Below are 12256 nucleotides of genomic sequence, written 5' to 3'. Positions count from 1 at the left end.
AGAACATGGATGGACCAGGGGTCGCCATAACCGCCAAACTGCCCGTTGAAATTCGCCCGTGGTCGGGCCAAGAAGAAGAATTTGCTAACTTCATGGGCGATAACCGTATCTTGTTGCGCGCCTTGTTAGTTTGGGATGAAGAAGCAAGTAATGCCGATGAAGATGACCGCTCCGCGCTCGCACATCTGCAAATCAAAACCGATCTTCTGCTCACCCTATTAAGCGCCGGAATCCGTGCGCAAGAACCGTTGCCTACGCAATACCCCTGCGAATTGCACAGCGATTCTTTACAAATCACCATGGGCGGAGACTGGAAAGCGCCGGATTCTCCAGTTTATGCAGCCATTTTTCTGCATCCGCGTTTGGCCTTGCCGCTCCTCTTGCCTAGCGAGAGATTCGAGAAAATTACCACAGATCCTGTATTAGCGGTCTGGCGTTTGCATTTTCAACTGAGCCCCAACGTGCAAGAAATGCTTGATCGACTAATCTTTCGTCATCATCGGCGAGAAGTCGCCAGGCTACGGGAAAACTTGTCGGCCCCCCAGACGAGAAGGGAATAATGGAAAGCGTTGTCGAAAATGCCGCGCCCAACAACTATGCAGATCGTCGCGCCCTGTCGCGCGAGAGCTGTGGCCTAATTGGCCGTAGTGAGATCTTATGCAGTGCTACCCGGCTGCTTGGCAAAGTTGCTGCAACCGACACCACCGTATTGATCCTGGGGGAGTCTGGAAGCGGCAAGGAAGTGGTCGCGCAGTGCTTGCATCAGCACTCCTCTCGCGCGGCTGGCCCCTTCGTGGCGATCAACTGTGGTGCGATCCCGCCAGAGCTGATGGAAAGTGAACTCTTTGGTCACGAAAAAGGCTCATTTACTGGGGCCTTGCTGACGCGTAAGGGGCGTTTCGAGTTGGCGGAGGGCGGAACCCTGTTTTTGGATGAAGTCGCAGAAATGACCCCGCCGATGCAGGTGAAACTATTGCGCGTGCTGCAAGAGCATCAATACGAGAGGGTGGGAGGGAGCAAGCCACGCGATGCCAATGTGCGTATTGTCGCAGCGACGCACCGCGACCTGGAGGCACGGATTCGCGAGGGACTGTTCCGGGAAGATCTCTATTATCGCCTGAATGTCTTTCCCGTAGAGCTGCCGCCTCTGCGTCAGCGTGGCAGCGATCTCTTCCTGTTACTGGAACATTTCCTGGAGCAGCGGCAAAAAGATGGCTTTGCACCTTTTGTGTTGTCTACTCAGGTAAAACAGGTGCTGAGTGAGCATTCCTGGCCAGGGAATGTGCGCGAGCTACAGAATTTGGTGGAGCGGCTCAGTATTTTGCGGACGGGGGAAGAGGTGCAGTTGGATGATCTTCCCTTGCACATGAGCCGCGGGCCAGATTGCGTAGATCATGAAGGTGATGCGCTGCGCGGCGTGTGGGCAACGGATGATGAGGAGGTGCAACCTGATGAAGAAGCTGTCGGTGTTTCCCATTATTTGCCAGATGGCCCTTTTGACCTCAAGAATTATCTAGAAGACATCGAACGCAAGCTTATTCTACAGGCCTTAGAGCTCTGTGATCAGGTGGTGGCGCGGGCCGCCGAACGCCTTGGTTTACGGCGCACGACCCTGGTAGAAAAGTTACGCAAATACGCCATTCAGCCGGGTAGAGAGTAACGGTTTGGTGCCCGGCAATCCTGATCCGCAAGATGCCGCCCGCCTGCTCGAGGCCTTCGAGCTCTTCAATACCGCCTCGCGCGAGCTGAGTGATGCCTATGGCACCCTGCAGGCAGAAGTACACCGCCTCAACGGCGAACTGGCGGCAGCGAATCAGCGTTTGCGCGAAGAGCTTCTGGCCAAGGAGACCTTGGGGCAGCGCTTGGCGATGCTCCTGGAGATGTTGCCCGGTGCGGTCCTGCTCCTGGATCCACAGGGGCAAATCTTGCAGATGAATCCCGCCGCAGAGCGTCTGCTGAATACCCAGGAATTAGGCTGGACTTGGCCTGAGTTGCCGGGCTTAGCGATTCAGGAAGGTGGGGCGGAGTGTCTTTTGCCAGATGCTGCCGGCCGCCGACGCCTAGCCATTGCGGTCACGCCGCTCGCGGGGGAGGGCGGAAAAATTTTGCTCTTGCAGGACGTCACCGCCGCGCGCGAGCGTGAAGCCACGAGCCAACGGCGCGAGCGCTTGGCGGCCCTGGGCGAAACCATGGCCGGGCTCGCACATCAGTTGCGCACTCCCTTGGCAACCGCGTTGCTCGCGGTTGGGCAATTGCAACCGGAGCGAGATGTCGCGCATTTTCAGCGACAGCAACAACGCGCCCTGGATCGATTACGCCATTTGCAGGGAATTATCGACGCCATGCTACAGTTTTTGCGTGGCAGCATGCCGGGAGAGGGTAGCGCTGTACGCTTGGCAGATCTCTCCGCAGGGTTGGAGAGGGTCTTTACTCCTCTGTATCGTCAAAAAAGTGTCGATCTGGATTTGCGTCTTGGGGATGATGACTGGATTTTGACGGGAACGGCAGATGTATGGGTCAGCGTGATTGGTAATCTGCTGCAAAATGCCCTGAATTTTTCCCCTGCTTCCACTGTTGTGCATGCCGTTGGTGAGCGCAGCGGCAATCTATGGATCTTGCGTGTTTCGGATTGTGGGCCGGGGGTGCCGGAGGCTGAACGGGAGCGCATTTTTCAGCCCTTTGTGAGCGGACGGCGCGAAGGTACAGGGTTGGGCTTGAGCATTGCGCGCAATTTCGCCACCGGCATGGGCGGTGAACTGTGTGTGGAGGATGCCAAGCCTGGTGCCAGCTTCGTGCTCCAAGTCCCGCTAGCTACATTCCCCGAGCCTCTCGCTAGCCGACCGGAGCGCAGATGAGCCAGGCCCGCGTGTTACAGCGCATTTTGCTGGTGGAAGACGACCCAGACTTTGCCGAGGTCCTGCAAGAGGCCCTGTCCGACCTTGGTTATCAACTGTGCCACGCGAGCGATGGCAAGGCGGCCTTGGCGCAATTGTCCAGCTTCCCCGCCGATTTGATCCTCAGCGATGTCCAGATGCAACCACTTGATGGTTACGGCCTGCTGGCGGCACTGCGCGAGCGCCGCCATGCGCCACCGGTGTTGATGATGACCGCTTGGGGAACGATTGAGGAAGCGGTGCGGGCGTTGCAGGGCGGGGCTGTGGACTATTTGGTGAAACCCTTCGAGATGGTGAGCCTGCAAGAGAAACTGAAGAAACATCTCCTGCCTCGTACCGGCCAAGACGGTGATTTAATCGCTGAGGCGCCGAGCATGCGGCGCTGTTTGGAGCGTGCCGCCAAAGTTGCCCAGAGTGATGCCACCGTCTTGCTGAGCGGTGAGAGTGGCGTGGGTAAGGAGGTGTTGGCGCGTTATCTGCACCAGCACAGCCCACGCGCCAAGAGTCCATTTGTCGCCGTCAATTGCGCCGCGATCCCCGAAACGTTGCTGGAAGCGACCCTCTTTGGCCATGAAAAAGGCGCCTTTACCGGTGCTACCCAGGCGAGTGCCGGAAAGTTTGAACAGGCCCAGGGCGGCACCTTGCTCCTCGATGAGGTGACCGAAATGCCCTTGCCGTTGCAAGCGAAGTTGCTGCGGGTGCTGCAGGAGCGGGAACTGGAACGGGTGGGGGGGCAGCGGACGATCCCTCTAAACATTCGTGTAGTTGCTACCAGTAATCGCGATCTGGATGCTGCGGTCAAGAGTGGACAGTTCCGCTCTGATCTCTATTACCGGCTGCAGGTCTTCCCTTTACAGATCCCCACCCTGCGCGAGCGGCGCGAGGACATCCTCCCCCTCGCCCAGCATCTATTACGAGAAGCAGCCAGTAGCTTGGGGCTGAACCCACGTTCCTTGGCGCCTAGGGCAGAACAGGTCCTGTTGGCCTACGACTGGCCGGGCAATGTGCGCGAGCTACAGAACGCCATGCAGCGCGCCTTGATTTTGGCGGATGGTGACGAGATACAGGCGCTGGATCTCGACTTGCCAGGTACACTTGTGGGGAATACGGCGGCAGACGTACCGCCGCAGCCGTCCGACGTGGAATTGGCATTGGGCGAGCAAAAGGGGCAATATGAACGCGAGCTGATTGTCGACGCCCTCGCAAAATCGGGTGGTTCGCGTGCTGAGGCGGCACGTTTGCTGGGAATTAGTGCGCGTACCTTACGCCACAAGCTACAGCGATTGCGCGAGATGGGGTTCGATCTTGGATAGTTTGGCCTGGATATTGCTTCATGTTGGGAAAGCATTCCCAGGAAGGATATGGTCATGAGTAGTGTAGAGTCGCTAGATAGCCTCCTCAGCCAACTGCGCGCCCTGAATGAACAGGCGCAGGGGCTGAAAAACAACACCGCCAATAACGGCGGGGTGGGTGACTTTGCCAACACGCTCAAACAGATGGTGGATGGCGTCAACACCCAGCAAGAGTCCGCCAACAATCTGCAAAACCAATTTGCCAGTGGTGATCCTGGGGTAAGCTTGAGTCAGGTGATGGTCGCCTCACAGAAGGCCGATCTTTCCTTTCAGACGATGCTCCAGGTACGCAACAAGTTAGTTTCTGCCTACCAGGACATCATGAATATCTCTGCCTGAGTGCAAAGGGTTAATGCCATATGGCCGATGAAGCCCTAAGCTCGCCTACTGCGCGCCTCGACCTGCGCCAGTGGCAGCAACGCTGGCAGGACTTGCCAGCCAATCGTCGTTTCGCTGTCCTCGTCGCGGTAGCTGCCGTTGTTGCCGTACTCTTTGTGGCGGCATTGTGGCATGGCTCTTCCAATTATCAGGTGCTTTACGCAGGACTCTCCAACCGCGACGGTGGACAGGTCATTGCCCAGCTGCAGAAGCTGAATGTCCCCTTTCGTATTACTGATGGTGGCACGGTTATTACCGTTCCTAGCGATGTGGTGTACAGCACACGTATGAAGCTGGCGGCAGTAGGCTTGCCGCATGGTGACGGCGTCGGCTTCGAGTTGCTGGACCATGAGCCGATGGGTACCAGTGACTTCGTCGAGCATGTCAATTACCAACGTGCTCTAGAAGGATCCCTCGAACGCACAATTTCCTCGTTGGGAGAGGTAGAGCATGCGCGGGTACAACTAGCCATTCCCAAACCGTCAGTGTTCCTCGACCAAGAGCAAAAACCAACCGCCTCGGTGATGCTGACCATGTATCCAGGACGGCAACTTTCTGCCGCCCAGGTGGCGGGTATCGTCCATCTGGTTGCCGCCAGCGTGCCAGGCCTGGAAGACAAAAATGTTACTGTAGTCGATCAGCATGGCAATTTACTTAGCAGTAATGCCAACCAGACGCTAGGTCTTCAGCCGGCGCAATTCGCCTACCAACAAGGTATCGATGCGCAATATCAAAAGCGCATAGAGGCGATCATCTCCCCCATTATCGGGAGTAGTGGGGTGCATGTCGCGGTATCTGCGGACATCGATTTTTCCAAGAGCGAGAGCAGCTCAGTGACCTATGGCAAGAATCAGGTGCTGAGTCAGCAGATACATAGTAGCAGTAGCAACGGCGGTGGTGGGCCGTATGGTGTGCCTGGGGCGCTTTCTAATCAGCCTCCTGGGGTGGCTATTGCCCCCCTCACCGCACCCGCCGTATCCACCCTTTCGCCCGCGGGGCTGATTGCCCTGGCGCCGACCCTGAAAAGCTTGGCGCCGACGCAAAGCAGTAACGATACGACGACCAATTACGACGTCGATAAGACCATTACCCATACCGTCAGCCCCGTCGGTAGTGTGAAGCGTGTTTCGGTAGCCGTGCTGATCGACGAAAAGCCGGTTCCAGGTGGTGACGACAAACAGTTCTCTGCGCTTCCTGCGGCGCAAATTCAGCAGATACAGCAATTGGTAGAAGAGGCGATCGGCTACGATGCCAAGCGCGGCGACTCAGTCAAAGTGGTGCAGATGCCCTTCGCCAGCAGTCAGATCAGCGTCAACTTGCCGTGGTGGCAGCAGCCGTGGTTTCTCAGTCTTGCCCATGGTGTCCTGCGCTATCTCGCGATCCTCTTGCTTGCCTTCCTGCTCTTCCTAGGGCTAATCAAACCGATCTTGCGTCTGCTGCGGGAACGGCAGGAACGTGCGCAAATTGCGTCAGTGGCTTCTGCCAACCAGGATCAGGAAACGCAAGGATATAGTGCCGGACGTGGGCGGGTGGCGACGAATGCAGCGGAGGAGGGGGATATAGAACTCCCTGCAGATCCCCTCAAGGCAGATTTGTATGTGGCTCGGCAGCTAGTGATGCAAGATCCAGCCCGGGCCGCCCAGGTGGTAAAGGAATGGTTGAACGGTGAGCACGGAAGCTGATCTGAATGGTATGGAGCGCAGCGCGATTCTCCTCCTCAGTCTGGGTGAGGATGAAGCCGCCGAGGTGATGCGTCATTTGGGTCCGCGGGAAGTGCAAAAGCTTGGCGCAACTATGGCAAAGATGGCGCAGGTCAGCACCAATCAGGCGCGCACCGTACTCTCTGATTTTCGTGCACGCCTTGAGCATCAGACCTCACTGGGGGTCGGGAGCGACCAATACATTCGCGGCATGCTCACCAAGGCCTTGGGTGACAAAGCGGGTTCGATCATAGACCGCATCCTGCATGGCGGTGAAGCCAACGGACTGGAAAATCTGAAATGGATGGATGCCCGATCTGTGGCAGATTTGATCAAGCTAGAGCATCCCCAAGTGCTCGCCATGATATTGGCCTACATGGAACCCGAGCAAGCTAGCGAAGTAATCCATTTTTTACCTGAGCGGACGATTGGCGAAGCGATGATGCGCCTTGCCAGTTTGGAAACCGTGCAGCCGGGCGCCATTCGCGAGCTCAATGAGATCTTAGAAGAACAAATCACTGGGGATTCCCAGTCCCTCCAGGTGGCCATTCTGGGCGGGCCCAAGGCGGCGGCGGAGATTCTCAACCGCCTGGAAACCAGCCGCTCCGGCAGTATCCTTGACCAGATTCGAGAATCCGAACCCGAGTTGGCGGAGAAGGTGCAAGAAAAGATGTTTGTTTTTGATGATCTGGCGAAACTCGACGATCGGAGCCTACAGACCCTCTTGCGTGAGGTGCCATCGGATGGATTGGTCGTTGCCCTGAAGGGTGCACCGGCGCCGTTGCGCGAAAAATTCTTTTCCAACATGTCCAAACGCGCTGCCGAAATGTTGCGGGACGACTTGGATGCCAAGGGCCCGGTGCGCTTGAGCGAGGTAGAGGCGGCGCAAAAATCGATACTGCAGGTCGCTCAGCGTCTTGATGCGGCTGGTCAAATCAACTTGAGCGGCGGCGGTGAGGAGCTCGTGTAAATGCCCGACGCCGAAATCATCCAACGCGAGGACATTGCCAATTTGCGGGCTTGGCGCATGCCGCAAGTACGCTGTACCGATACTCCATTCGATCTGGTAGCAGAAGAAAGCCCGTCGATAGTAGAGCCCGGCGAGGAGATCGCAGTACAGGACGTGCGTCTGCCGACGGCCGAAGCACTGCAACAGATGGTCGCCCACGCTGAAGAAGAGGGCCGGCAGCGTGGGCGGGAGGAAGGCTATGTCGCAGGACGCGAAGAGGGCTTGCAAGCGGCCAGGGTTGATATCCAAGGCTTCCAGCGTCTTGCTGCACAACTGGCCGCGCCGATACAGCAGTTGAGCGATGGGGTGGAGCAGGCCTTGCTCGCTTTGGCTTTGGAACTTGCAAAACAGGTGATTCGGCAGGAGGTGCAGACGCGTCCAGAACTCATTCTACCGCTTGTACGCCAGGCGCTGGCGGTGGTGCCGATCGGTAGCGAAGCGCCGATCTTACGCTTGCATCCGAAGGACTGTGAGCTCATCGAAGAGCAGCTTCCCGAGCTTGGCAACATGGGCGTTGTTTTCGCGCCAGATGAAACGCTGGAGCAGGGCTCGCTGGTATTGCAGGCCGGTCTGGATCACGACTCCTTGCGTCCTGACCGTCGCTGGCGGGAACGTTCCGCGGGCGCCGCGACCGAGCTTGACCTGCGTCTGGCGACGCGCTGGCGCCAAGTATTGGAAACCCTGTTTGCCGGGATCGAGGCTTGAGTTTGGAATCGTTAGCGCAGGATCGCTGGGAGACACATCTTCGCCAGGTGCGCAAACGTTTGCCAGACAGCTTCGCGCCACTGCTGCCCAGTGGTCGCCTACTGCGTATCGTCGGCTTGGTTTTGGAAGCCGAGGGACTCGAGGCTGGTATCGGTACGCGCTGCCAGGTGCGTGCGGCCAATGGTCGTTCGGTAGATGCGGAGGTTGTTGGTTTTCAGGATGAGCGCCTGCAACTGATGGCAGCGGGCGATTTGCACGGAGTTGCACCCGGTGCGCGCGTCCAGCCCTTGGCCGGAGAGGCGCAAGGCGTCGCCAGTCTTGCCATGCTCGGGCGGGTAGTCGACGGACAAGGGCTACCTCTTGATGGACTCGGACCGATTACCGACGCTGAGCCGGTCTCGCTGACGGGGAAAGCGATCAATCCCCTGAACCGAACGCCTATCCGGCAGACCCTGGATGTGGGAGTGCGCGCGATCAATGCCCTGTTTACGGTTGGCCGTGGCGCACGCATGGGTCTTTTTGCCGGTAGTGGTGTGGGCAAAAGCGTGCTCTTGGGGATGATGGCGCGTAATACTGAGGCCGACGTCATTGTCGTTGGGCTGATTGGCGAACGTGGGCGCGAGGTTAAAGAATTCATCGAAGACATTCTGGGTGAGGAAGGTCGCCGCCGCTCCGTAGTCGTCGCGGCTCCCGCAGATGCTCCCGCCCTAACCCGCATCCGCGGCGCGCATCTGAGCACGGCCATTGCCGAATATTACCGTGATCGTGGGCAGCATGTGCTGTTATTGATGGATTCGCTGACGCGCTATGCCATGGCGCAACGCGAGATTGCTTTGGCGGTGGGTGAGCCACCAGCGGTCCGTGGATATCCACCGTCAGTATTCGCTCGTTTGCCGGCCTTAGTGGAGCGCGCGGGGAATGGCGATGTAGGGGGGGGTAGCATCACTGCGTTCTATACGGTTTTGATGGAGGGCGATGATCAACAAGACCCCATCGCCGACAATGCCCGTGCGGTCCTCGATGGACACATCGTTTTGTCGCGCGCGCTGGCAGAGCAGGGACACTACCCTGCCATCGATCTCGAATCTTCCATCAGTCGCGTGATGCCAAACATCAGCCCGACGCAGCAAGTTCAGGCGATGCAGCGCTTGAAGCGCCTCTATGGTCGCTATCGCGAGCAACGGGATCTCATTGCGGTAGGTGCCTATGCTCCGGGGATGGACCCAGTGTTGGACCAAGCCGTACAACTGTATCCCCAGATAGAAAAATTTCTTTGTCAGAGTCAACACGAGTCGGTGTCGCTGCCGCAAGCCCGGCAAGAACTGACTGCCCTGATCAACGATGGTCTGGCAACGTCTGCAATAGGGTCTGAGGCATGAGTCGCGAGCAAACGGTACGTTATCTGCAAGATATGGCGGGCATGCGCGAACAGGATTTGCGCCGTTCTCTACTTGCACAACAGCAGCTTCTCGCTCAGCTGCAGGAAAAATATGCCTTGCTTCAGGAGTACCTGCGCCAATATCGGCAAGAGTCTGCCGCACGGGAAAGCTCGGGAATTGCCGGTGCTGATGTATTACGTTGGCGTGGCTTCCTGCAGCAGTTGGCGGCAGTGCTGCAGCAACAAGGTCAATTGATACGAGAACAAGAGCAGCGCCTGCAGATCTTGCAAGAGCAATGGCGCAACGCAAAGGCAAGGGAACAGGGTTTTACGCGTTTGTTGCAACGTCTGGACAGCGAAAAGCAGCTGGCAGAATTGAAAAAGATGCAAAAAGAGATGGATGCTTGGGCATCGCGCGCGGTGCAGATGCGCACGAGTTTCTAGTTGGATCGATTCTTGCTGAGTATCAGGCATTGATAGCGGAGACTGGCGTATGAGTATGCTTCCTGTAAATGGTCTGGCAGCCCCAGAGCATGCCGTGTCGGCAAGCGCCAAATCGGATGCGAGTCCAAGTAATGCCGATTCTGGCTTTGCCCAGGTTTTGTCGCAGCACTCTGAGAAAAGCACTGCCATGGGGGAGAGCTCAGGCAATGAACAAGTGTCCGCGAGTGCTGGGAAGACTGGCACAGCGAATCAGCCGCACGTGCGCGGCGATGTAAAGCAGGTGCAGGAGAAAACTCCGGAGGCTAGCACTGCTGCGCCACAGAACAAGTCAGCAAGCCCATCAGAGGCCCGCAAAGATCCAAGCGCGCTCGCTGCAAATGCGCGCGAAGTGGGTAAAGACTCTCCTTTGACCGGCGCGCAGGGGCAGCAAGCAGGGTTACTAGTTGGCGTCCCTGCATGGGGAGTTGGGTCGGTACAAAAAAGCGCAGATCAGGCGGTTTCGGCAGCAGCAACTAAACGCAGTGTAAAAGATGGCAAGGACACTACGGATGCAGGGGCCGGTGCCAGTGCAGTTTTACCGGTTTTCGCTTGGGGTATGAGCACTCCAGAAACTGCTCCTGAAGCGCAGAAAGGATCTCCAGCAGACGGCGAAAAATCGTCACTAACAGGGGGATTGCTGCGCGACGCGCTTAGAAATCGCGGTTCCCGCGTCGATCAGGGTTCCATTGAGACGATGCAAACAAACAGCCCCGCCACTATCAGCTCATTTCGGCCACTACTAGCGGCAGCTATGACGACTAACTCCCCAAACGGGCTAGGCGTCATTGATAAGCCGAAATCGCTTGCCCCCAACAGCAGCACTTTGCCTAATGCAACTAATCTCGTGGGAATCCTGCAGATGCCGCAAGTTTCGGGCAATATCGCGAGTCCGGCGCAACTACAACTTGCACCGTCGCTGCAAGAGCAGCCCGCGTGGGGGCAGGCGCTTGGGCAAAGTGTGCAATGGATGAGCCAAGGCGGTGTACAGCAGGCGATCATCCACATCCACCCCGAGCATCTCGGTCCTTTGGTGGTGCAGTTGGAGTTGGGGCAAAACGGCCAAGCCTCGGCAATGTTCTTGTCTGCCCATGCGGAAGTTCGCGCGGCAATCACTGCGGCGGTACCGCAATTGCAGCAAAATTTTGCGGCCATGGGTTTGAATCTCGGTCAGGCGAGTGTGGGTTCTGGTTGGTCTGGGTCGGCCGGTGAGCGGCGGGATGAACGCGCGGCAGGGGAACCTGATGAAAAGCTGGTGGATGGGGTTGCTCCGTTACTTTCCGGGCCGACTGCAGTGGCAATGCATCAAGGTTTGCTGAGTACTTTTGTGTAGGGATGCGCTTATGAGTCAGCAAATATTGAGTCAGGATGAAGTCGACGCACTCTTTCAGGGGATGAACGAAGGGGAGGTGGATCTTTCTCCCGAAGATACGGAGGTAGAGGAAGGTGGGGTACGCCTATATGACCTGGCAAATCAGGATCGTATCGTGCGCGGACGTATGCCGACCCTTGAGGTAATGAATGAGCGATTTGCCCGTTTGTGGCGAGTAAGTTTATTCAACTTTCTGCGTCGCAGTGCGGAAATCTCCATTGGTGCAGTGAAGCTGGTCAAATATAGCGAATTTATCCGTGGTCTGGTGGTGCCCAGTAATATCAATATTGTTTTATTAAAACCGCTGCGTGGCAGCTGCCTTTTTGTGTTTGACCCGCGCTTGATATTTGCTGTGATCGATAATTATTTTGGCGGTGATGGGCGCTTTCATGCACGCATCGAAGGAAGAGACTTTACCCCATTGGAGTCAAGAATCATCAACAAATTGCTGGGGATGGCGATGCAAGACTTTAAGGCTGCATGGAAACCGGTGATTGATTTAGCTCCAGAGTCGCAGCGTGCAGAGGTAAACCCGCAATTCGTGAATATTGCTACACCGACAGAAGTGGTGATTACCACAGAGTTCTTGGTGGAACTGGAATCAGGATCTGGGTCCCTACAGATTTGTTTGCCGTACGGTATGGTAGAACCCGTTCGTGATCAGCTCACTGCAGGTACTATGGCAGATCGTTCGGAGGTAGATAAGCGCTGGATCCAGTCGCTAAACAGCGAGATGCAGGAGGCGGAGCTGGATCTACAGATTGAATTTGTGCGCAAGCAGTTAACGCTTGGGCAAGTCCTACAGTTACGTGATGGAGACGTAATTCCCATCGATATGCCTGAGCAATTGCTCGCACGCGTGGAAGGGATTCCAGTTTTTTCTGGTGGTTACGGTGCACATGGCGAAAAATACGCGATACAGTTTGATCACGGCTTGGCACCGGAAACAGAAGAAGGATTGAACGCCATGGCGGCGTGGGAGAAATAA

At 56.9% G+C, this 12256-nt stretch carries 12 protein-coding genes; all 12 read left to right on the top strand.

Annotated features, from left to right (window positions below):
* Window positions 1–5 precede the first annotated feature (5 nt).
* From AB4090_RS03260 to fliM, 12 genes are read left to right on the top strand one after another with little or no spacing between them, the layout of a single operon-like run.
* A complete protein-coding gene (locus AB4090_RS03260) occupies window positions 6–560 on the top strand; it encodes a PilZ domain-containing protein (protein WP_369572427.1) in 555 nt (184 codons plus the stop codon).
* On the top strand, window positions 560–1660 hold the full coding sequence (locus AB4090_RS03255) for a sigma-54 interaction domain-containing protein (RefSeq protein WP_369572426.1): 1101 nt from the start codon (window positions 560–562) through the stop codon (window positions 1658–1660). The genes AB4090_RS03260 and AB4090_RS03255 overlap by 1 nt, the downstream gene beginning before the upstream one ends.
* Window positions 1661–1667: 7 nt before the next feature.
* Entirely contained in the window at window positions 1668–2855 is a 1188-nt protein-coding gene (locus AB4090_RS03250) for a PAS domain-containing sensor histidine kinase (protein ID WP_369572425.1), read from the top strand.
* On the top strand, window positions 2852–4207 hold the full coding sequence (locus AB4090_RS03245; protein ID WP_369572424.1) for a sigma-54-dependent transcriptional regulator: 1356 nt from the start codon (window positions 2852–2854) through the stop codon (window positions 4205–4207). Before AB4090_RS03250 ends, AB4090_RS03245 begins: the two co-directional genes overlap by 4 nt.
* A 54-nt stretch (window positions 4208–4261) precedes the next feature.
* Window positions 4262–4585: a flagellar hook-basal body complex protein FliE gene (fliE, locus tag AB4090_RS03240; protein WP_369572423.1), complete on the top strand. Its 324-nt coding sequence runs from the start codon at window positions 4262–4264 to the stop codon at window positions 4583–4585.
* 20 nt (window positions 4586–4605) lie between these two features.
* The gene (gene fliF / locus AB4090_RS03235; RefSeq protein ID WP_369572422.1) at window positions 4606–6306 is read left to right on the top strand and encodes a flagellar basal-body MS-ring/collar protein FliF; all 1701 of its coding nucleotides are present in this window, start codon (window positions 4606–4608) and stop codon (window positions 6304–6306) included.
* Between the two features lie 10 nt (window positions 6307–6316).
* Window positions 6317–7294, top strand: coding sequence for a flagellar motor switch protein FliG (gene fliG, locus AB4090_RS03230; protein WP_369572535.1), 978 nt, complete (start codon window positions 6317–6319; stop codon window positions 7292–7294).
* On the top strand, window positions 7295–8038 hold the full coding sequence (locus AB4090_RS03225; RefSeq protein ID WP_369572421.1) for a FliH/SctL family protein: 744 nt from the start codon (window positions 7295–7297) through the stop codon (window positions 8036–8038).
* On the top strand, window positions 8035–9417 hold the full coding sequence (gene fliI / locus AB4090_RS03220) for a flagellar protein export ATPase FliI (protein ID WP_369572420.1): 1383 nt from the start codon (window positions 8035–8037) through the stop codon (window positions 9415–9417). The genes AB4090_RS03225 and fliI overlap by 4 nt, the downstream gene beginning before the upstream one ends.
* A complete protein-coding gene (gene fliJ / locus AB4090_RS03215) occupies window positions 9414–9860 on the top strand; it encodes a flagellar export protein FliJ (RefSeq protein WP_369572419.1) in 447 nt (148 codons plus the stop codon). Before fliI ends, fliJ begins: the two co-directional genes overlap by 4 nt.
* 49 nt (window positions 9861–9909) lie before the next feature.
* Complete coding sequence (locus tag AB4090_RS03210; RefSeq protein WP_369572418.1) at window positions 9910–11229, top strand: flagellar hook-length control protein FliK; 1320 nt, start codon at window positions 9910–9912, stop codon at window positions 11227–11229.
* A gap of 10 nt (window positions 11230–11239) precedes the next feature.
* On the top strand, window positions 11240–12256 hold the full coding sequence (gene fliM, locus AB4090_RS03205) for a flagellar motor switch protein FliM (protein WP_369572417.1): 1017 nt from the start codon (window positions 11240–11242) through the stop codon (window positions 12254–12256).

Origin of the sequence: Acidithiobacillus sp. IBUN Pt1247-S3, from assembly GCF_041146875.1 — a bacterium.
In the GTDB taxonomy this organism is placed as follows: domain Bacteria; phylum Pseudomonadota; class Gammaproteobacteria; order Acidithiobacillales; family Acidithiobacillaceae; genus Igneacidithiobacillus.
Note: the sequence above shows the minus strand (reverse complement) of the source record. Positions and strands in the feature narration are given on the sequence as shown.

What these genes read in the sequence shown, in the direction of transcription:
- AB4090_RS03260 (WP_369572427.1), top strand. Translation starts at nt 6, where the DNA reads ATGGATGGACCAGGGGTCGCCATAACCGCCAAACTGCCCGTTGAAATT.
- AB4090_RS03255 (WP_369572426.1), top strand. Translation starts at nt 560, where the DNA reads ATGGAAAGCGTTGTCGAAAATGCCGCGCCCAACAACTATGCAGATCGT.
- AB4090_RS03245 (WP_369572424.1), top strand. Translation starts at nt 2,852, where the DNA reads ATGAGCCAGGCCCGCGTGTTACAGCGCATTTTGCTGGTGGAAGACGAC.
- fliE (WP_369572423.1), top strand. Translation starts at nt 4,262, where the DNA reads ATGAGTAGTGTAGAGTCGCTAGATAGCCTCCTCAGCCAACTGCGCGCC.
- fliF (WP_369572422.1), top strand. Translation starts at nt 4,606, where the DNA reads ATGGCCGATGAAGCCCTAAGCTCGCCTACTGCGCGCCTCGACCTGCGC.
- fliG (WP_369572535.1), top strand. Translation starts at nt 6,317, where the DNA reads ATGGAGCGCAGCGCGATTCTCCTCCTCAGTCTGGGTGAGGATGAAGCC.
- AB4090_RS03225 (WP_369572421.1), top strand. Translation starts at nt 7,295, where the DNA reads ATGCCCGACGCCGAAATCATCCAACGCGAGGACATTGCCAATTTGCGG.
- fliJ (WP_369572419.1), top strand. Translation starts at nt 9,414, where the DNA reads ATGAGTCGCGAGCAAACGGTACGTTATCTGCAAGATATGGCGGGCATG.
- AB4090_RS03210 (WP_369572418.1), top strand. Translation starts at nt 9,910, where the DNA reads ATGAGTATGCTTCCTGTAAATGGTCTGGCAGCCCCAGAGCATGCCGTG.
- fliM (WP_369572417.1), top strand. Translation starts at nt 11,240, where the DNA reads ATGAGTCAGCAAATATTGAGTCAGGATGAAGTCGACGCACTCTTTCAG.